The 20,062-nt window shown below is 71.3% G+C and carries 19 protein-coding genes; 6 read left to right on the top strand and 13 right to left on the bottom strand.

Annotation, left to right across the window (positions count from 1 at the left end; genetic code table 11):
* Nucleotides 1-398: 398 nt before the first annotated feature.
* The 5 genes from UO65_RS13875 to UO65_RS33300 form a co-directional block, all read right to left on the bottom strand.
* Nucleotides 399-791, bottom strand: a complete 393-nt coding sequence (locus UO65_RS13875; protein ID WP_035282589.1) for a hypothetical protein — start codon at nt 789-791, stop codon at nt 399-401.
* Between the two features lie 183 nt (nt 792-974).
* Entirely contained in the window at nt 975-1,355 is a 381-nt protein-coding gene (locus tag UO65_RS13870) for a cupin domain-containing protein (RefSeq protein WP_035282587.1), read from the bottom strand.
* Nucleotides 1,356-2,372: 1,017 nt separating this feature from the next.
* The gene (locus UO65_RS13860; protein ID WP_152552093.1) at nt 2,373-3,164 is read right to left on the bottom strand and encodes a hypothetical protein; all 792 of its coding nucleotides are present in this window, start codon (nt 3,162-3,164) and stop codon (nt 2,373-2,375) included.
* Nucleotides 3,165-3,463: 299 nt separating this feature from the next.
* Nucleotides 3,464-3,625, bottom strand: a complete 162-nt coding sequence (locus UO65_RS36735) for a hypothetical protein (RefSeq protein ID WP_161784464.1) — start codon at nt 3,623-3,625, stop codon at nt 3,464-3,466.
* Nucleotides 3,626-3,832: 207 nt separating this feature from the next.
* A complete protein-coding gene (locus tag UO65_RS33300; protein WP_052021152.1) occupies nt 3,833-6,037 on the bottom strand; it encodes a bifunctional DNA primase/polymerase in 2,205 nt (734 codons plus the stop codon).
* An 861-nt stretch (nt 6,038-6,898) separates the two neighbouring features.
* Between UO65_RS33300 and UO65_RS13850 the strand changes: the two genes are divergently transcribed.
* The 5 genes from UO65_RS13850 to UO65_RS13825 all read left to right on the top strand — a co-directional run bounded on the left by UO65_RS13850 (nt 6,899) and on the right by UO65_RS13825 (nt 11,027).
* Nucleotides 6,899-8,122, top strand: a complete 1,224-nt coding sequence (locus tag UO65_RS13850) for a helix-turn-helix domain-containing protein (protein ID WP_035282583.1) — start codon at nt 6,899-6,901, stop codon at nt 8,120-8,122.
* A gap of 157 nt (nt 8,123-8,279) precedes the next feature.
* Nucleotides 8,280-8,897: a hypothetical protein gene (locus tag UO65_RS13845; protein ID WP_035282582.1), complete on the top strand. Its 618-nt coding sequence runs from the start codon at nt 8,280-8,282 to the stop codon at nt 8,895-8,897.
* Nucleotides 8,894-9,973, top strand: a complete 1,080-nt coding sequence (locus UO65_RS13840) for a helix-turn-helix domain-containing protein (RefSeq protein WP_052021151.1) — start codon at nt 8,894-8,896, stop codon at nt 9,971-9,973. The genes UO65_RS13845 and UO65_RS13840 overlap by 4 nt, the downstream gene beginning before the upstream one ends.
* Nucleotides 9,974-10,488: 515 nt before the next feature.
* Nucleotides 10,489-10,839, top strand: coding sequence for a hypothetical protein (locus UO65_RS13830; protein WP_152552091.1), 351 nt, complete (start codon nt 10,489-10,491; stop codon nt 10,837-10,839).
* Nucleotides 10,836-11,027 carry a hypothetical protein gene (locus UO65_RS13825; RefSeq protein WP_035282577.1) on the top strand — a complete coding sequence of 64 codons (192 nt, stop codon included), beginning with the start codon at nt 10,836-10,838 and terminating at the stop codon, nt 11,025-11,027. The genes UO65_RS13830 and UO65_RS13825 overlap by 4 nt, the downstream gene beginning before the upstream one ends.
* A gap of 66 nt (nt 11,028-11,093) precedes the next feature.
* On the opposite strand, the gene UO65_RS13820 is transcribed toward UO65_RS13825, so the two are convergent.
* A complete protein-coding gene (locus tag UO65_RS13820) occupies nt 11,094-11,291 on the bottom strand; it encodes a hypothetical protein (RefSeq protein ID WP_035282574.1) in 198 nt (65 codons plus the stop codon).
* Nucleotides 11,292-11,308: 17 nt separating this feature from the next.
* Between UO65_RS13820 and UO65_RS13815 the strand changes: the two genes are divergently transcribed.
* Nucleotides 11,309-12,247: a quinone oxidoreductase family protein gene (locus UO65_RS13815; protein ID WP_084175549.1), complete on the top strand. Its 939-nt coding sequence runs from the start codon at nt 11,309-11,311 to the stop codon at nt 12,245-12,247.
* 49 nt (nt 12,248-12,296) lie between these two features.
* On the opposite strand, the gene mnmA is transcribed toward UO65_RS13815, so the two are convergent.
* The 7 genes from mnmA to UO65_RS13780 all read right to left on the bottom strand — a co-directional run bounded on the left by mnmA (nt 12,297) and on the right by UO65_RS13780 (nt 19,889).
* Complete coding sequence (gene mnmA, locus UO65_RS13810; RefSeq protein ID WP_035282573.1) at nt 12,297-13,385, bottom strand: tRNA 2-thiouridine(34) synthase MnmA; 1,089 nt, start codon at nt 13,383-13,385, stop codon at nt 12,297-12,299.
* Nucleotides 13,386-13,388: 3 nt separating this feature from the next.
* Nucleotides 13,389-14,612, bottom strand: coding sequence for a cysteine desulfurase family protein (locus tag UO65_RS13805; RefSeq protein WP_035282571.1), 1,224 nt, complete (start codon nt 14,610-14,612; stop codon nt 13,389-13,391).
* A gap of 62 nt (nt 14,613-14,674) precedes the next feature.
* A complete protein-coding gene (locus tag UO65_RS13800) occupies nt 14,675-16,042 on the bottom strand; it encodes an MFS transporter (protein ID WP_035282569.1) in 1,368 nt (455 codons plus the stop codon).
* Between the two features lie 164 nt (nt 16,043-16,206).
* Entirely contained in the window at nt 16,207-17,073 is an 867-nt protein-coding gene (locus tag UO65_RS13795; RefSeq protein ID WP_035282603.1) for a lysophospholipid acyltransferase family protein, read from the bottom strand.
* A 104-nt stretch (nt 17,074-17,177) separates the two neighbouring features.
* Nucleotides 17,178-17,933 carry a GNAT family N-acetyltransferase gene (locus UO65_RS13790; RefSeq protein ID WP_035282567.1) on the bottom strand — a complete coding sequence of 252 codons (756 nt, stop codon included), beginning with the start codon at nt 17,931-17,933 and terminating at the stop codon, nt 17,178-17,180.
* 176 nt (nt 17,934-18,109) lie between these two features.
* Nucleotides 18,110-19,078, bottom strand: coding sequence for an electron transfer flavoprotein subunit alpha/FixB family protein (locus UO65_RS13785; protein WP_035282565.1), 969 nt, complete (start codon nt 19,076-19,078; stop codon nt 18,110-18,112).
* A 25-nt stretch (nt 19,079-19,103) separates the two neighbouring features.
* Entirely contained in the window at nt 19,104-19,889 is a 786-nt protein-coding gene (locus UO65_RS13780; protein ID WP_035282564.1) for an electron transfer flavoprotein subunit beta/FixA family protein, read from the bottom strand.
* Between the last annotated feature and the right edge of the window lie 173 nt (nt 19,890-20,062).

Below are 20,062 nucleotides of genomic sequence, written 5' to 3'. Positions count from 1 at the left end.
TCCGTGTCCGAGAAGGTAGGCGGGCGGAGCCTTGCAGGTTGCCTCGTAGATCCCGTTGTGCCATATTTCAGCCCCCGTGCACCCGGAGAGGAAACTCGTACGCCACGAGAAATCAAAGGGGCCGGTGAGAAAGCCGCGGCCGATAGCCGGGTCTGGCGACTGCCAGACTCGCCATGCACTGTCATCTACTTTGGCGCGGGTACGCATCGGGGGGTGGGTGACGACGTCGGGGCCGGTTGTCGGCATTGGATAGGCTCCTTCACTTTGTGCACACGATCCGGCCACGCGGTGGCGCGCTTCTGAGCGCATCGTTTCGTGGCCGGATCGGAGCCGAACCTCAGCGTCTTACTCGCGCGGTGTCATGCGTAAGGGCACCGATCTCCAGCGCGGCGCGGAGCTCAGCCGCGCTTCTGGTAGCGGCGGTCCTGGGCAGCGCGGCGGCGAGCCTCGGCGCGACCGGCTTCCATGCCCGAAATCGACGGGGACTCGTCAGAGTCGGATGCCTCCGACCGCGCGGCGCTCTGCGGGGAGCCGTAACGGCGAAGCGCCTCGGCGCGGCCTGCGGCCATGCCGGAGACCGCCGAGGGCTCGCCGGAGTCGGTCGCGGTGCCCTGAGTGGAGCCGTAGCGGCGGCGGGCGGCGAAGGTTTGGTTGGTGATCTCGAAACTGCTGCTACCTGCGTTTGGCCCGGAGGCCGCGGGCTCCGCGGAGTCCTCCTCCAAGGCTTCTATGTCCCGTTGGAGCTCTTCCATCCGGGCGCGAAGGGCGGCGAGTCGGCCGTCGTCGGTCATGTCTGGTCCGTTCAGGTGGTGGCAAGCGGCGCCGGAGTCGGCGGGCTCGGGAAGAGGGCGGCGCGGGCGCGGAGGGCGCCCCAGCGCGGCCGATGCGCGGCACCGGAGAGGGCACGGTGCCGAGGGCCACGCCGCGGCGAGGGCGGAGTGGGGTCGCCAGCGCGGCGGCGTGGCCGGGGGCGGTTACTCGCCAGCGAGCCAGGCGTTGAGGAGAGCCGCGGAGGCTTCCATCTCGGCCGCGGTAGTGCCGCCGATCAGCGCGGAGGGGACTCCGGTGGCGGCGGAGACGGCGGCGCGGTGGTAGTCGGCGACCTCTTCCGAGGTCGCGTAGCGAGTGACTTCCACGTCGGTCGGCTCGCCAGCGACGAGGTAGAGATTGCCATCGCGGCTGTTCGTCAACTCGACGGTTTCGCCTGCTGGCACCGCCGTTCCAGAGCCCGGGGTGACACCGTGCTCCCCCGCGTAGGCGGTAGCCGTGCCTGTGTTGCTCAGGACAACCAGCGGTGTCACCCAACTGGCGATGGAGACGGGGGTGGTGGCGGTGATGGTGGCGGTCGGTGGCATGGGATCTCCAGTCAGATCAGGAGGTGGCGCCCGCGCGCTACGTCGCCTCGGCGTGGCCGAGGGCGGTTACTCGGCGGCGGGGTCGCCGTCTGCGCGGGCGGGAGGGACGACGCGGAAGCGGTCGCGGAAGCGGTCGCGGGACCCGGGGGCGGATCGGGGCCGCTGCGGGCGGGGCGATTCCTCAGCCGCCGGGAAGGTCCAGCGATTCCGCTGCGCGCCTGGGATTGTCAGGCCGAGGTCGTCGGCCTGACGGCGAATCAGACCGCCGAGGGCGGCGTTGACACACCCCGCGGCCTCGAACGCTGCGACAGTGCGAGCGTGGACGGCTACCTCGGTGGTCAGGTGGAAACGCGGCCACAGGGAAGCCTGCGGGCGGCTCCACAGCTCACCCCAGATGGCCTTCTCGCGGTCATCGGGAGAACTGGGAAGCGGCCATGATGGCGGCACTTCGGGCGGCGGGGTCATGGTGATCCAGCCGTCAGCGGCGGCGCCGCGGCGGCGCACGGCGTAGGGGTCGGGGGGTGGTCCAGAGCGGGCGTGTCCGCCAGAAGGCACGGCGAGACTCCTTGCAGAAGAGGAAAATAGGGGGCTCGGACGCTCCGCCGAGGCATCTTGACCCGTCCGGCTCCGAGGAGCCCTCCTCACCGGTCACGATGGGCCGTGGGGAGGGGAGGGGCACCCCCGGGTAGGTCGGGAGAGGTCGCGCGATCGGCGACGCCCGCGGAGTTCCTAGGCGCGCGTACGGGGCCGTCCGGGCTTGCCGCGTCGACACGGACGCGAGGGCTGTTGAAGCAGGAGGACAGCGGCGCGGCGGCTGGCACTGAGCGGCTGTCGAACGGGCGCGCTCGGGACTGCGCCGACGCGGCTCATGTCCTCGCGGTGCGGCAAACGTCTGCGCGTTGAGCTCTCACCGTTAGCGCGCGGCCGGAGGCAACGGAGGCGCGGCGAGGCAGGGCAAGGCGGATGAAGAGGGGAAGGCCCCTGGACAGGGAGCTGCCCAGGGGCCTTCAAGGCACGTTAGGAGCGAGGAGCCCCGCCCCAGAGCACCCGATTGGCCTCGGCCATGTCAGCGAGGGGACGATGCGCGGTGCCGGGGCTGTGTCGGGCCTGAAACTCTCTGTGGGCCGACGCGCCGTCCGCGGCCACGCGGGTGTGCAGCACGCCTGCGGAGACCACTCGCGGGGATGCGGCTTTTCGGTTATCCAAGAGCCATACGAAAAACTCCAGGCTCTCCAGGTCGGCTGGGTACGGGGCAGGTTCGGACTCTCGCCAGCCGTCCCGGGTTGCCACCGCATTGCGGAGCCCCCAATCCCGCCAAATGTCCACGATGTGCAGTGCGACCCGCTGGATCGGGTCCGCGGCAGCAAGCTCGGGATTCTCGTGCCTGATGATCGCGTCTGCCAGCTCCCGCACCTCCAGGTAGGTGCGGTGTGCGTCGGCGAACTTCTCGAGCGCGGCGGCCTTCCCAGCCTTGATCGCGGCGATCGGATCGGTCGCTCCGTCGAGCTCGCGGAGGGCCGCCGTCGCCGCGTCTAGGGTCTGCTGGAGATCGGCGTCCAGCCCCGCGACCATATTCTCGGCGGAGTCATCCACTAGGTGCCCGAGCTCGGCTACGAACTCATTCCGAAGCCGCGTCAGGATGTCTTGCTCGGCCTTTCGGGTCTCCATCTCTGCCTGTGCCGCCACCGCGGCGGCCCCGAAGTTCGCGGGCAGCTCCGCGCCGTTCCGAAGCGCTCGTGCGACTTCCGCGGCGGTGGCGGCAGGGTCGATCCGGGGTCGCTGGGACAGGGCAGCGAGGGCCGCGTCCACGCCGGGGATGGCGACGTTGAGCAGGGTGTTCCACTCGTCTTGGTCTTGGACGCGGGCGGAGAGACGGGGGGAGCGGAGGGTTCGGTTGGCGAGCGAGTTCTCGCGGACGTGGACTGTACGGGTTGGCGTCATTGGGTTCCTTTTCGGACGGAGCCCCGGCGGCGTGGGGCTCGATTGCCTCCGAGGCGGCTCGACTCGAAGGAGTAGGGGGCTCGACCGCGCCGGGCTCTGGGAGCCGCCGGAGCCCGGCGCGGGAGCCTCACCGCCGCGTTAGGAGGGAGCGCGGCGGGAGTCAGGGGTCAGAACTGCTCAGTGGATCTTTCCCACTTGTTCTTGAACTCGGAGATGTCCAGCGCGATGGTCTGGAGGACGTCCTCGATGCGCGCCGCGGTGGCGGCGAGCTGTGTGCACCCGGTGCACGGGTTTGGGCACGGGGGCGGGCCGGGAGCGTTGTCGGTCATGTGGCTCGCTTTCTAGGGCCGCGGCGGCGGGCGGTTACGGACGCTGCCAAGCAGTGGACAGGTGGACACCTGGCCACTGCTTGGCTCGACGGAGGCAGCCCGGCGCGGTGTATTCGTGCAGGTCAGAGAGAGATTTGTTTTCCCACAGTGCAGGCGGATCGCGGCGAGCGTTGGTCAGGTGTCCACCTGTCCACTGCTCAATCAAGATCACCCGCGGAGCCGGTACCGGGTGCCCTGTTGTCCGCGGTAGGTGATCGCCTCGGTGTCGATGTCGCCGGAGAGGCCCAGCGCGTCGAGGGCGTCGTCCAGGTCTCGGCGGACCCGGCTCGGTACCGCTCGACGTAGTTCGCCCGCTGACATCCACCCGCCGGGGTTCTTGCCCAGCGCGGTCTTCACGGCCCGGCTGGCGCGCTGTATGGCTTGTGCGTCCACGGCTTCGGCGACGACGACCGCGCGGGCGGCCTCGGCCTTGGCGCGGCCGATGTTGGCCTTGCTGGCTCGCTCGCGGAGGTCGGCCACAACTCCGGCCCGGGTCCGATCGGACAGGGCCATGATCCGGCCGGAGAGGCGCCAGTCGTCGGAGGTGACGTCGAGTCTCCGGTCCAACAGCGCCAGCGCCGCGGCGACCTTGAGCCGGGTGTAGAGCGCGTGGCCGTCGAGCGCGTCGCCCTCTCCCCTGCTCCGGCGCCAGTGAGCGTCGCCGATCTCGTCAACGGCCTCGCGGGTCACCGCCATCTCATAGCGGGGAACCGTGGGGTACTTCCGATCCCAGACGACGGGGGTCGGGGGCGGCGGCGGGTTCTTGAGTATCCCCTTGTCGGCGGCACGCACCCACAGGAACCGCTGGGGCGTGCCTCCCTCCGCGTCGCCGAGAAGGGGACCGGCCTTGGCGGGCTGGACTCCGAGGAGCAGCGCGCACCGATAGGACCGGGGCTCGATGTCCAGGGCCTTCGTGGGGTCCGCGTAGGAGAAGCCGATCCGCTCACCTGACCATGCCGACCGAAGTACCGGCATGAGCGTCGCGCCTTGCCGGGCGCCCAGCGCGGAGAGGGTGTCGACCTCGGGGACAGAGAAGAGGACCGAGTCCCTGATACGGACCAGTTCGCCCTGTCTCCGAGTTACGAACATGTGGGCGAAGCCCTCGCCGGAGCCGACGTTCACGGTGCGGACTGGCTCGCCGGAGATGCGGTCGGTCAGCGCTGAGATGTCGATGGCCTCGGCCGCGGCGGCTTCCGCGGAGCCCTTGCCAGCGCCGGAATCTCCGACAAGGGCCACGAAGAGGTTCAGCGTCCCGTCTCCGCCGATGATCGGCGGGAGAACGATATTGGACGGCGTTGCCGCGACCACGCGGGCCAGGGTCACGCCGAGTACGGCCAGCGGCGCCACTCGCCGACCGCGGGCGAAGTCGTGCAGGTGCCGCAGGATCGGGCGCTCATCCCAGAGTGAGGGCGGGGTGTAGTCGAAGACCAACATTCGGGCCTGATGTTCGATGCAACGTTCGTGGAACTCGACCCGCTGACCGGCGGTCTTCTCCACAGCGCCGCGGAACGAGCGGTCCCACTCGCGGGGGTCGCGGGACTCGCCAGCGACAGCGTCCTCGTACTCGGCCCGGAGGGTGAGCAGTGCTCCGGCGACACCGGAGCAGCCTCCGCGGCCTCTACCGACCAGGGCCATTGTTCCGTGCACGGCGGCGTCGTACCGGCTGCCACCGCCGGACAGCGCGAGTCGGGCGCGGTCGAGGGCCTCCTCCACGTCGGCGCACGGCGGGCCGTCGGGGAGGTCGGCGAGCCAGGCATCGACGTCCACGCCGACCCGGCGCCGCCGCTCATCGGCCAGAGGTCCGCGGGTCAGCCCGGCCACCCACGCATCGGGGAGCGCGGGGATCTCGGCGAGGATCGGCACGTCGACCGGGAGACCCTGCGGCGTCGTCCACCGGTAGGCCGTGCCGGTCTTCGGGTTGGTCGAGGGCGCGGCGACCATGTACCGGTGGCCGTACTGGATCACCTCGACCGCCGGTCCGACCTCCTCGTTCCACGCCAGACCGGCGGGGACGCGGTAGATCCGGATGCCGGAGACGCCGTCCGCGCGGGCGGTGGAGGTGTAGGTCGCGGGGAGGGTGCCCCACCGGGCTTCGGCCTCCGCCAGCGTGGTCGCGCCGGGCTTGTCGCCGTAGGCGTCGATGTCGACGCCGATGACGTCCTCGGGCAGCCGGAGGGCGAGGTTGAAGCTGTCGCCGAAGCGCGCGCCCCACGCGGAGATGTCCTGATCGGTGGGCCAGCCGCCGGAACCGCCCGTGAAGCCGCCGGGGGGCGGGTACTTGGCGTTGGCGGGGAGAGGCAGCGTGCCGAACCAGCCTGCGGCGCGGTAGCGCTCCGCGTGGTGGGCGAAGGTGCCCAGGGTCGTCGAGGTCATGGTGGGGGTCGTCCTTCGGGGATCGTTGGCGGAGGTCAGCCGCCGGATCGCGTGGTGGTGGTCTGGTTGGGGACGTTGGCTCGCGGTGCGGGAAGGGCGGCAGGCCGAAGCCGCCGCCCTTCCGATCACCACGCGAGATCCGCCGTTGGCGGTGCGTCCCCTCGGAGGACCAGTCCGAGGTATGGGGGCGTGACGGTCAGTGGGCCGAAGGCCACACGGGGATCACGCCGCAAGCTGCGCGGTGACGGCCGCCAGCTTGTCCCTCGCCGAGATCAGCCGGACGCGGGCGATCCGGTTGCGCCGGGCGTCGGCAGCACGGCGACACACTTCTCCGCATCGAACAGGCGGGCGGCCAACGCCGGAGGCGTCGAAGGGTCGATTGCACTCGCGGCAGGTCCGCCAGCGTCCGGGCGTCGGCAGCACGGCGCCTCTCCTTTCGAGGAATCCCGACTATTGGAGCAGCGCCGGGGGTCTTATTAGATAAGGTCTGCGCTCGCCGTGACTCGTCGCTCATCTGGGCCGGTCCGCTGCGCGGAGAAGCGGCAGCGTCCTCAAAACCCCACTGAGAGTGGGGTTTTAGTGGGTTCTCCCTATTCCCCCTTAGAGAGACGCTCTCTCTAAGGGGGAATAGGGACAGGGCACTAAAACCCCACTCTCAGTGGGGTTTTGCCCTCCCGCCGCGTCCGCACCGCCCCTGGCACCCGGTCGGCGCCGATCCTCCGCGGCGACCACCCGCGTCCTCGGCGTCGCGGAGGTCCCACGGAAGCCGAGAAGGGCCTACCCTGAGAGGTAGGTGGAGTCAGTACCCCTCTCCGCGGCGCCAGCTCCTCCGCGGGCGAGGCCAGCCGAAGGGGGCACATCGTGCCAGTTGACGAGCTCGCGGGGCTTTCGATCGGCGCTCGAATCCAGACCGTCCGTGAGCGCAAGGGGAAGACCCGGCCCGTGGTCGCCGGTCTGGTCGGCCGGTCCGAGGAGTGGCTCAAGTCTGTCGAGCGCGGGCGTCGGAACGCGCCCGACGTGCACATGCTGATGCGGCTCGCTGGGGTCCTCGGTGTCGACCTCGCGGTGCTCGTCGGCGAACAGCAACCGCCCTTCGCCCTCCAAGGCAGGACCGGGCACGCGGCGGTCTCAGGGGTGCGCGAGGCGATCGAGGCCCCGCTCCTCTCGCTCGCCGCCGCGAGGCCGGTGTCGGCCACCGACCTCGCCCGCCGAGTCGCCGACGCCTGGGCGCTCTGGCACTCCTCCCCCACCCCGCGGGACGCCGTGGGCGCGGTGCTGCCCCGGATCATCACCGACGGCCGCCACGCCGCGCGCTCTCTCGACGGAGCCGACCGGCGCCAAGCGCACGCCGCGCTGTCGTCCGCCTACGCCCTCTCCGGGCAGATGCTCGCGTGGGTGGCGGACTCGGCGCTGCTGTGGCTGGCCGCTGACCGGTGCATGTCCGCCGCAGAGCAAGCCGACGAGCCGCGCGCGCTGGCCTCCGCGGCGTGGGTAGTCGGTAACGTCTGGCGCAGCACTGGCCGCGAGGACGACGCCCTCCAGCTCGCCGACGACGCCGCCGGGCTTCTCGCCTCCGCGCTCGACGGAGACGACGACGAGCCGCGGGCGCTGTGGGGCGCGGTTCGAGCACACGGGGCGATCACCGCGGCGAAGATGGGCCGCGAGGGCGACGCCCTGCGGCGCTTGGACGACGCCGCCGACATGTCCACGCGGCTTCCATCCGGATACGCCCACCCCGCAACGCTGTTCGGAGCGGCAAACGCGGCCTTGACCGGGGTCAGTGTGCAGGTCGAACTGCACAAGGGCGGAGCCGCGGTGACTACCGCTGAGGCTGCCGACCCGGACAAGGTCCCGTCACTGGATCGGCGTGCCAGGGTGTGGCTGGACGTCGCTCGCGGCTACCGGCAGCGCAAGGAGAACACGGCCAGCCTGCACGTGCTTCAGCGTGCGACCCGGATCAGCCGCGAGTCGATGACCTGCCACCCGCTTGCACGCACTCTGGCCGGAGAGCTGGTCACCTCCGGCGGGAGTCTGATCGAACGCGAGGCTCGCGCACTGGCCACGGATCTCGGGGTCGCTGTGTAGTACCTCCCGAAGATGACATCGTGGACCCCCACCTTCGTTGCGAAGGCGCACGCGGCAGCGATGCCGCTAGCGGACCATACCGGCGGCAGTGTGCCTCAGCACGGGTCTGACCGGTAGGCACGAGCGGGCCAGCCATGCAGGTGGTATATTTTCTGGTATGTTTTCAGCACCCAGCTCGGATGCCGTGCTCGACGATCTTGGCGAGAAGGTACTGCGTGGTTTGTCGGATGCCACGCAGGCCAGCCGGAACGACCTCACTCTCTACCGCGAGACCCTTCCTCAATTCGTGGTCCAGCACAGCGACCGGGGCCTGTCGAACTGGGTCCACGACCGCATGTTCGCCAACCTGCGCCATCACTTGCATGACGTTGCAGGAGTGGAGTTCCTGGAGTGCGGGCCTACAAGGGAGGTCTTGGTCGGCACTCGCTACAGAGCACGGGTGAAACGGCACGCAGATAACGACAAGGTTCGTTCGTACCCCACACGTGCTGCGCTGGCTTTTTGGGCGCAGGGCGCAGTGCCCACCTTGGATGGCCTTGAAGAGATCCGCCTGGGGTTCGGTTACCGCTGGGATGCCGAGCTACGGAACATGGGGGCAGCAGTGGTGTCCCTGCGAGACGGCCTGGATAAGACTCCGTTCTGGGTGGTTCAACTCGGCGAATCGGACTCCGACGAAGCCGGTGGCACGCAGATCACCCGCACACCTGTCGACCCGACCCTACCGCAATTCGACTTGGCCGCGGTTGTCGATGAGGCGGAGGACGAAACATCATGAGCCTTGGCGAAGTGCTGGAGACACTTCGCCGCGCCCGTGGGTGGAAACAGGAGGACCTGCGGACCGCGCTCGGCGTGACGCAGGCCACCATGTCTCGATATGAGAACAACCAACGGACACCGGATGATGCGACGCTGGAACGCCTCGCAGAGATTTTCGGTGTCTCCAAGCGGTTGTTGACTCGGGACCACACAGTACGGGGCGCGCTCGCCGTTGATGCGCATATGCGGCGACAGGCCACAGCCAAGCCGTCGCTGTGGACCATGTGGGAGGCCCGCCTCAACAAGCACCGTCTGCATGTCTCCGAATTGTTCGAGGAGGTGTCGATGCGCGCTGAGCAGTCAGTTCCCACTTTCGACCCTCTCGACACCCCACCAGCGGAAGCAGCACTAATGGTCCGCGCCCAATGGCGTATGCCCGTAGGACCCGTTCGGAATCTGATGCGTTGGCTGGAGTCAGCAGGATGCGTGATCTTCGAGGAAGATTTCGGCACTTCCCGGGTCGATGGGCTCTCCCAGTGGATCGGCAACCACCCGGTCATGCTCATCAACAGTGCCGTGCCCACTGACCGCAAGCGACTCACCCTCGCCCACGAACTTGGTCATTTGGTCCTCCACAATGGGTTGGCCAGCGATGACCCCGAGCGCGAAGCCAACGAGTTCGCCGCCCAGTTCCTCATGCCTGACCACGTCATCAAGCCAGATCTGCGACCACCAACCATTGGTCGCCTGGTCGACCTCAAGCGGGTGTGGGGAGTGTCCATGCAGGCACTGTTCGAGCGGGCCTACCACCTCAAACTGGCCAGCGCTGCGGAGCGGACCTCGTTCTACAAGGCAATGAACGCTCGCGGTTGGAAAACCTCCGAGCCTGGTAGCGATAGCCTTGCGCCTGAAGTTCCGGAGTTGATCGCCACCTTGGGCGGGGCGCTCCGGGCCAAAGGGTTAACTGATGGCGAGGTCGCCGAATTGGCAGGCTACCACCCTGCCGCTGCCGAACATCCGTTCATGATGCGCCGACGACTGCGGGCTGTGAGGCCATCCGGAGATCAACCGAAACAGAACATCGCTGGCGCGTGACTTCGCGTGCGCAGCAAAGGGCACCCCGCGTTCAACCTCCTCACCCGGGGATGTCGAGCGCGGGGTGGTGTTGTTCTCAGAACCTTGAGGTCGACCGACGGTCTTGATATGGACGTACTCATCTTCACATTTTGGAGGGGTACACCCTGTACCCCCGGCGAGGTAGCGTGAGCACGTAACCGTAAACCAGCAATCAAGGGCTTAGCGTCGCTTCCTGGAATCAGGAGGTGACCGAATGTCCGTGCTGATCATGCTAGGTGTCGCCGCGGCGCTGGCCGTCGCTAACGTCTTCCTCGGGCCGGTGATGGACCGGTGACCGGCTCCCGCACGCTGCTGCGCATGTGGGCCAACGTGCCCGCACCGCGCGTACCGGACCCCCCGCTGTACCGGGTCCGGTGCCCGCGCGAGGGATGCGAGTCGATGTGCTTCGGCCTCACCCCACAGGCCGCGGGCGACGCGATGGCGAGCCATCTCGAACAGGTGCACGGACTGGCTAGGGTGCGGGGGGTGCTGGCGTGAGCGCTCTCCTCGCAAACCCGCACGTCGTCCGGCTCGCCGCGCCTCGACCGACCGCGCCGGAGTGGACCTGGGTGCCGAAGGTGGACGACCACGGCATCGACCAGCTCGACGGCGTGAGGGTATGGGCGGACAACACCGCCGACGCGGTCAGGCTGCGCAGCGAGACCGACTGTTTCGCCACCCGCACCGACCCCGGCGGCGGGCTGCTCTGGGAGCGAGCGGGCACCCTCGCCGAGGTCGTTGACAGCCTGCTCGACCTCCCCGACCCGGGCACCGCCGCCGCGCCGTCGCTGGTGATCGGGCGGGCGCCGTCGTTGTGGACACCTGGACAGGGGTCGGGCCGATGATCAGCGAAGTGGACACCCGGGCTGCGACCGCGCTGCGGGTGGCCGCGACCCGCGCGACGTTCGTCGGCGACGCGATCGACGCTGAGGAGCCGGTGACCGTAAGCCAGCTCAACGCCTTGGTCGAAGCACTGGCACAGGCGACGACGCAGGCGCGGGCGCTGAGCCTCCGCCGCTTCCCGCCCGGCTGATCGGTGCCGGAGGCCGAAACACAGAAGACCCCCTGTCGGGTGACAGGGGGTCTTCTAGTTGCTGGGTCAGAGAGCGAGTCCGAACTGGTCGGCCACCTCCACGAAGAGGTCATCATCGGGGATGAGGGCGGAGAGCGCGGTGAGGCGGTCGATGGAGAAGACCGACTCGTCTGGGGAGTAGACGGTGGCCACTGCGGCACGGGCCTCCGCGAGAAGCTGGGCGTGCAGGGCGCGGCCTGCGGCCTCGATGGTGTACACAGACATCTGCTGACTCCTGGTCGATTCAGGTGCGCAGTAGACCCCGTCTCCGGTTGCCGCCGGGGCGGGGTCGCCCTGTTTTCGGGGCTGGCACAGACACTAGCCCGCGCTCGCGCCGTGAGGTAGGTCTGGCGACTTCTCACAACGCCGAGAACAGCTACCTCGCCCCCGCCTCCCTGCCGCTCATCCCCGGCAACGAGGTGGTCGGCCGCACCCCCGACGGCAGGCGCCTGGTGTCCATGGTCGACGCGGGCGGTTACGCCGAGCGCGTCGCCGCCCCCGAGCACATGGCCTTCGAGGTCCCCGACGACGTCGACGACCTCACCGCCCTGGGCCTCGTCGTGCAGGGCACCACCGCCTGGCTGCTGCTGCGCACCGCCGCCCACCTGGAGGCAGGCGAGTCGGTCGTCGTCCACGCCGCGGCGGGCGGGGTCGGCACCCTGGCCGTGCAACTGGCCAAGGCCATGGGCGCGGGCCGGGTCATCGCCGCCGCCAGCACCCAGGACAAGCGCGACCTGGCCCTGAGCCTGGGCGCGGACGCCGCCATCGACCCCGGCGCCGACGACCTCACCGCCGCCATCCGCGAGGCCAACGGCGGCAAGCGGGTCGACGTCGTCCTGGAGATGACCGGCGGCACGGTCACCGACCGCAGCATCGCCGCCCTCGCACCCCTCGGCAGGCTCGCGTTCTTCGGCATGGCCAGCCGCCAGCCGCCCAAGCCGGTCAACCTCCCCGCCCTGCTGTCGCACTCCACGACGATCAGCGGCCTCTGGCTCCCGCACGCCTTCACCAAGCCGGGCCTGATGCAGCACGCCATGCGGGAACTGTTCGCGGCGGTCCAACGGGGCTCGTTGAAGGTGATCGGCGGCGGCGAGTACGCGCTGGCCGACGCCCGCCAGGCCCACGAGGACCTGCGCGCCAGGAAGACGGTGGGCAAGCTGCTGCTCGACCCCACCCGCTGACCGGGTTCCCAGCGCGGACCGGTGCCGACGGGCACCGGTCCGGAGCGGGTCAGCGGGTGGCGGAGATCATCCCGCTGCCCAGCACCACGTCCCCGCCCGGGTCCGGGCGGTAGAGCACCACGGCCTGCCCGGGCGCCACCCCCCGCAGCTCCGCCGACGGCCGCACCACCAGCGCCCCGTCGACCAGGGCGGCCCGCGCCGCCGAGGTCCCCCCGTGCGCGCGCACCTGCGCCACGCACTCGACCTCCCCGCCCAGGGCGACCCCGGAAGGCCAGATCGGGCGCTCGGCCACGATCTCGCGCACGCCCAGCTTCTCCACGGCGCCGACCCGCACGTTCCCGCTCACCGGCTCCAGCGACAGCACGTACCGGGGCCGCCCGTCGGGTGCGGGCGCCTCGATGCCCAGCCCGTGCCGCTGCCCGACGGTGAACCCGTGCACCCCCGCGTGCACGCCGAGCACCGCACCGGTCTCGTCGTCGACCAGGTGCCCCGGCCGCGCGCCCAGCTTGGCCTGGAGGAAGCCGCGGGTGTCGCCGTCGGGGATGAAGCAGATGTCGTAGCTGTCCGGCTTCTCCGCGACGGCCAGGCCGCGCTCCTGCGCCTCGACCCGCACGTCCGACTTCACCGAGCCGCCCAGCGGGAACATCGCGTGCGACAACTGCTCACGGGTCAGCGAGGCCAGCACGTAGGACTGGTCCTTGTCGAGGTCGGCGCTGCGGCGCAGCTCGGGGCGGCCGTCGACGACCTCCAGGCGGGCGTAGTGGCCGGTGCAGACGGCGTCGAACCCGAGGGCGATCGCCTTGTCCAGGAGGGCTTCGAACTTGATGCGCTCGTTGCACCTGAGGCACGGGTTGGGGGTGCGGCCCGCGGCGTACTCGGCGACGAAGTCCTCGACGACGTCCTCGGTGAAGCGCTCGGCGAAGTCCCAGACGTAGTAGGGGATGCCGAGGATGTCGGCCACCCGGCGGGCGTCGTGGGCGTCCTCGACCGTGCAGCAGCCGCGGGAGCCGGTGCGCAGGGTGCCCGGCTTGGCCGACAGGGCCAGGTGCACGCCGGTGACGTCGTGCCCGGCCTCCACGGCGCGGGCGGCGGCCACCGCGGAGTCGACGCCGCCGCTCATCGCGGCCAGTACGCGCACGGGTCAGACCTCCGCTGTCCGGGCCGCCCCGCGGCGCAGGCCCGCCAACCCGGCGTTGCGGGCGCGCTCGACGACCGGGGCGATGGCCTCGGCGAGGGTGCGGACGTCGGCGACGGTGGTGCTGTGGCCGAGGGAGAAGCGCAGCGAGCCGCGGGCGGGCGCGGGCTCCACGCCCATGGCCAGCAGCACGTGGCTGGGCTGGGCGACGCCCGCGGTGCAGGCCGAACCGGTGGAGCACTCGATGCCGCGGGCGTCGAGGAGCATCAGCAGGCTGTCGCCCTCGCAGCCGGGGAAGGTGAAGTGCGCGTTGCCGGGCAGTCGGGACGGGCCGCCGTCCACGCTGGTCTCGCCGGGGTCGCCGTTGAGCAGGGCCTCGGGGAGGGCGGCGCGCACCTCGCGGACCAGCTCGTCGCGCAGGGCGGTGAGGCGGGCGGCCCGCTCGGCGCGCTGCTCGGTGGCGACCCGGACCGCGGTGGCCATCGACACGATCGCCGGGACGTCGAGGGTGCCCGAGCGCACGTCGCGCTCCTGGCCGCCGCCGTGCGCGACCGGCACGCACGGCACGTCGCGGCCCAGCAGCAGGACGCCGACGCCGTACGGGCCGCCGACCTTGTGCGCGCTGACGGTGAGCGCGCTCGCCCCGGACTCGGCGAAGTGCACCGGCAGGACGCCGACGGCCTGCACCGCGTCGGTGTGGAACGGGATGCCGTGCGCGGCGCAGGTGCCCGCCAGCTCGCGGACCGGGTTGACCGTGCCCACCTCGTTGTTGGCCCACATCACGCTGACCAGGGCGACGTCGTCGGGGTTCTCGGCGATGGCGGCGCGCAGCGTGTCCTCGTGCACCCGGCCGAAGTCGTCGACCTCCAGCAGGGTCACCTCGGCGCCCTCGTGCTCGGCGAGCCACAGCGCCGCGTCGAGCACCGCGTGGTGCTCCACGGCGGAGACCAGCACGCGGGTGCGCCCCGGGTCCTTGGCCCGCCGCCCCCAGTAGATGCCCTTGACGGCCAGGTTGTCGCTCTCGGTCCCCCCGGAGGTGAACAGCACCTCCGACGGGCGGGCGCCCAGCGCCCCGGCGATGGTCTCCCTGGCCTCCTCGACGGCGCGCCGGGCGCGGCGGCCGGAGGAATGCAGGGACGAGGCGTTGCCGAACGAGGTCAACGCCGCGGTCAGGGCAGCCGCCGCCTCGGGGAGGATCGGCGTCGTCGCTGCGTGGTCGAGATACGTCATCGCGCTCCCAGAGTAGACCGCCCCCGGACCGGGGCGGAACGAGACACCGCCCACCGCCCACCTCACACCGCCGCGTCCCGCACCCGCCGGAACAGCAGCGCCCCGCCCAGGGCCATGGCGGCCATCAGCAGGTCGAGGGCCACCACAGCGGCGGTGGGCTCGGCGGCCGAGGCGATGCCCGCCAGCAACACCCCGCCCAGGGCGATCGTGGTGGCGGCGAAAACGGTGTCGATGACCTGCACCGCCGCAGAGACGAACCCGCGCTCGTGCTCGGGCGCCCGCCCCAGGGCCAGCACGCTGATCGCCGGGAACGCCATCCCCATCCCGGCACCGGCGAAGAGCCACAGCGGCACCGCCAACCACCCGGGCCCACCGGGCACCGCGACCAGCGTCATCGCGGCCAACGCGACCCCCAGCACGACGAACCCCCACCGGATCAGCGCCGACCGCTCCACCTCCGGGTGCCTGCCCTGCCAGTGCGAGGCCCCGGACCAGCCCAGCGCGGCGATCGTCAGCGGCAACCCGGCCAGCGCCAGCGGGTAGCCGTGCACCGACGCCAGGGTCAGCGGCAGGAACGCCTCGACCGCCAGGAACGCCCCGGCGAACAGCCCGCGCGACAGCACCACCCGGGGCAGGCCGCGGGCGGCGCGCAGCGTCCCCTTCGGCAGCAGGGTCCGCAGCGCCGCCACCAGCACCACCACCCCGACCACCCCCGCCACCAGCCACAGCGGTGACGGGTGCTGCGCGGCCCAGCTCACCACCGGGATCGCGACCCCGGCCGCGACCGCGGCCACCGGCAGCCACCGCCTGCCCGCCGGGGTGCCGGACCGGTCCGGGCGGGGCAGCCCGCGCAGGGCGGGGAGCAGCAGCAGCGCACCGAGCACGGCCAGCGGCGCCAACCCGAGGAACACCCAGCGCCAGCCGACCTGCTCGGTGACCACCCCGGCCACGGTGGGCCCGACGATCGAGGGCACCACCCAGGCCGCGGACAGGGCACCGAACGCGGCGGGCCGGGACCGCTCCGGGTAGACGAGGGTGATCAGCACGTAGATGCAGGTGGCCTCGGCGCCCATGCCCGCCCCTTGGAGCGCGCGGGCGACCAGCAGCACCGCCATGGTGTCCGCGGTGCCCGCCACCAGCAGCCCGACGAGGAACACCGCGGGCGCCACGTAGAGCACCCTGGCCGGGCCCACGCGGTCGGCGATCCGCCCGCAGACCACGGTGGAGACCACGCTCGCCGACAGGAACACGGTGAACGGCCACGAGTAGAGGGAGGTGCCGTCGAGGTCGGCGAGCATCCTGGGCATCGCCGTGCTGATGCCGAGCTGCTCGAAGGCCACGATGGTGATCAGGAGGAGCACCGCCGAGGTGGTGCGCCGGTTCTCCGGCAGCCACAACGACTTCCCCGGTGCGATCTCTGCGGTGCTCATCGGTCCATCGTGGCTCATCGGGCCATCGTGCAACTTCGACCCGGGTGGAGGTCTAGTCCTTTTCCCGGTTTTGCGCCTTGGGATTGGTGGGTGTGCCCGGGTGGATGTGCTTGGCCACCCACCCGGGCACACCGACGACAAGACCGGGCTGCGCCGGACAGGACCTAGGCGGACTGGCGGGTCCTGGACGGGTGCGGCCCGCGCCGGTTCCGGGGGGTGGGGACGAGCGCCCGGCCGAGGGCGGCGTTGACCGCCGCCTCGGTGAGGGCGGCCAGTTCCCGGCGGTCGGCGGCGCGGCCGGGGGCCAGCTCGTCGAGGACGTTGACCTCCAGGACCAGGCCGCGCAGGCGGGCGACCCGGCGGACCGAGTCGACGATGGTCTCGTCGCCGATGAAGGACGGGGCGGTGGTCTCGCGGCCGTCCCCGGTGCGGAAGCGCAGGGCGATCGGGCGGACCGGGACGCCGCCGTCGATGGCGGCCTGGAACATGGCCGGGCGGAAGCGGCCGACGCCCTGGCCGCACCAGGTGGTGCCCTCGGGGCAGGCGTAGACGTGGGCGCCCGCGCGCAGGACCTCGGCCAGGTGCGCCATGGTGCCGGGCAGCGACCGCAGCCGCTCGCGGTCCACGAACACCGTGCCCGCCGCCGCGACGACGCGGCCGAGGACCGGCCAGTCGCGGATGTCGCGCTTGGCCAGTGCGCGCATCGGGCGGATCGCGTTCACCGCCGCGATGTCCAGCCAGGACACGTGGTTGGTCGCCACCAGCGCGCCGCGCCCCCTGGCCTCGCGCAGCGACTCACCGCCGGTCACCGCCAGCCGGACGCCGAAGGCCCGGAGGAGGGAGCGGAAGACCAGGCGGGCGAAGGTGTCGCGGCCGATGAACGGGAGGACCGGCACGGCGAGCACGCACACCAGCAGCACGCACGCGGCGCCGCTGAGCCGCAGGCCCGCCCGGAGCGCGCCGACGGTCGGCTCGTCGCCGGTCAGGCAGCGGGGTCCGCACGGCGAGGTCGGCATCCACGCGTGGGCCAGAGGGCGGGGGGCGGGGGACGGCACAGCGCGGGGGGCGGGAGATGGCACCGGGCGGGTTGCCGGGAGGGTGACCGCGCGGGGCACCGGCAGGGGGAGCGGGCGGGTCATCGGCCCTCCCCCAGGAAGAAGCGGAGGTAGCGCTCGTCGATGTCGGACAGGCCCAGCAGGATGAAGAAGTCCGCCACGCGGAAGTCCGGGTCGAAGGCGGGCGGGCCGCACACCTTGGCGCCCAGCCGCAGGTAGCCGCGCAGCAGCGGCGGGAGCGCGACGCGGCCGGAGGACCCCACCGGCTCCCAGGGGCTGAGCGGGCGCACGCGGAACTGCTCGTCGGCGTAGTGCTTGTCCCGCACGGTGTCCCACACGCCCGAGGCCAGCGTGCCCCCGTCGTCGAGCGGCACGGAGGCGCAGCCTGCCAGCCAGTTGTGGCCGGAGAGGAACATGTACCGGGCGATCCCGGCCCACACCAGGCTCACCACCGCCCCGCTGCGGTGGTCCGGGTGCACGCAGGAGCGGCCGGTCTCCACCAGCGCGCCGCGCAGGCCCGCCAGCCGGGCCAGGTCGAACTCGGTGTCGGAGTACAGGGTCGCGGCACGCCCCGGCGGCAGCATCCGGTAGGTGCCGACGATCTCGCCGGTGGCGTCGTGGCGGACCACCAGGTGGTCGCACAGCGCGTCGAAGGCGTCGATGTCGAGGCCGGGCCTGGGCGTGTGCAGGGTCGCGCCCATCTCCTCGGCGAAGACCCGGTGGCGCAGTCTCTGCGCGGCCTCGACCTCGGCGCCGTCCTGCGCGACGAGCAGTGAGTAGTGGGGGGTGTCGGTTCCCGGCTTCGCCGTGCTGAGCAGCACCTGGGTCCGCGTCATGGCACAAGGGTCACGCCGGGCAGGCGACCTGCGCGGGGTGATTCCCGTGACGGATCAGTGGAGGTTGCGTTAACGGTCAACCTCACGGCGATCTGACACCGGGGAACCGCCAGGGGCGGGCACCGGTGCCGGTGCCCGCCCCTGGCGGTGGTGCTGGGCGGACCCAGCCGGAGAACTCAGCCCTTGCGCTTGCCGACCTCGTCGGTGAGCTGCGGGGCCACGGCGAACAGGTCGCCGACGATGCCGTAGTCGGCGATCTCGAAGATCGGCGCCTCGGCGTCCTTGTTGACCGCGACGATGGTCTTCGAGGTCTGCATCCCGGCCCGGTGCTGGATCGCACCGGAGATGCCCAGGGCCACGTAGAGCTGCGGGGAGACCGTCTTGCCGGTCTGGCCCACCTGGAACTGCGCCGGGTAGTAGCCGGAGTCGACCGCCGCGCGGGAGGCGCCGACGGCCGCGCCGAACGCGTCCGCGAGCTTCTCCACGACGTCGAACTTCTCCGCCGAGCCGACGCCGCGACCGCCGGAGACCACGATGGAGGCCTCGGTCAGCTCGGGGCGGTCGCCGCCGACGATGGGCTCGGCGCCGGTGATCTTCGTGGCCTTGGCCGCGTCGGTCGCGGGGACCTCCACGACCTCCTCGGCCGCCGCGCCCGCGGACTCCGAGGACTCGACGCCGCCGGGGCGGACCGAGACGATCGGGGTGCCCACGGTGGTCTTCGACTTGACGGTGAACGCGCCACCGAAGATCGACTGCACGGCGGTCACGTCGGAGCCGGAGCCCTCGACGCCGATGGCGTCGACCAGCAGGCCGGAGCCGGTGCGGGCGGCCAGGCGGCCCGCGACCTCCTTGCCGTCGGCGGACGCGGCCACGAGCACCGCGGCCGGGGACTTCGACGCGACGAGCGCGGCGAGCACGTCCACCTTGGGCGTCACCAGGTAACCGGTGGCGTCGTCGGACTCGGCGACGTACACCTTCTCCGCGCCGTAGGCGGCCAGGGACTCCTTGAGCTTCGCGGCCGTGCCGGACGTGCCGACGACGACCGCCGACGGCTCGCCGAGCGAGCGGGCCGCGGTCAGCAGCTCGAAGGTGACCTTCTTGATCTCGCCGTCGATGTGGTCGACGAGGACCAGGACCTCGGACATTGTCTTTCCTCCTTCGCTGCTGATCTCAGATGAGCTTCTGGCCGACGAGGTACTCGGCGATCTTCGCGCCGCCGTCGCCTTCGTCCTCGACCTTCTGCCCGGCCGCGCGCGGCGGCTTCGGGGCGGCCTCGACGACGGTGGACGTGGCGCTGGCGAGGCCGACCTCGCCCGCGTCGATGCCCAGGTCGGCGACGGTGAGCGTCTCGACCGGCTTCTTCTTCGCGGCCATGATGCCCTTGAACGACGGGTAGCGCGGCTCGTTGATCTTCTCGCCGACGCTGACCACCGCGGGCAGGGACGCCTCGAGGTGGGTCAGGCCCTCGTCGGTCTCGCGGGTCACCTTGATGGTGGTGCCCTCGATGACGACCTTGCGGGCGTGGGTGAGCTGCGGGTAGCCCAGCAGCTCGGCGAGGATCGCCGGGACGGCGCCGGAGCGGCCGTCGGTGGCCTCGTTGCCCGCGATGACCAGGTCGACGCCGTCGACCTTGCCGACGGCGGCGGCGATGACCTTGGAGGTCTGGATCACGCACGAGCCGTGCAGGGCGGGGTCGGAGACGTGGACGGCCTTGTCCGCACCCATCGACAGCGCCTTGCGGATCGCCTCGGTGGCGCGGTCCGGGCCGACGCTGAGCACGGTGACCTCGCCGCCCTGCGCCTCCTTGATCAGCAGCGCCTCCTCGACGGCGCGCTCGTTGATCTCGTCGAGGACGGCGTCGGCGGAATCACGGTCCAGCGTGTGGTCGGAGTCGGAGAGCCTGCGCTCCGAGTAGGTGTCGGGCACCTGCTTGACCAGGACAACGATGTTTGGCATGGGTCTTCTTCGACCTCCTGGGAACGAGCACCGTGTACCGCCGTGGAAATCCGGCGACCAGCGCACCGTGGTTGGACATGTGCGGTTCGGCTGACCTTGCCATGCCCTGCGGCCTGCTGGCACGGTGGCCTTTTGCACCGCAATGTTACCCGTCAGTAGCGAACGTGCAACCA

It is taken from the genome of Actinokineospora spheciospongiae, from assembly GCF_000564855.1.
GTDB classification, from domain to species: Bacteria; Actinomycetota; Actinomycetes; order Mycobacteriales; family Pseudonocardiaceae; genus Actinokineospora; species Actinokineospora spheciospongiae.
Note: the sequence above shows the minus strand (reverse complement) of the source record. Positions and strands in the feature narration are given on the sequence as shown.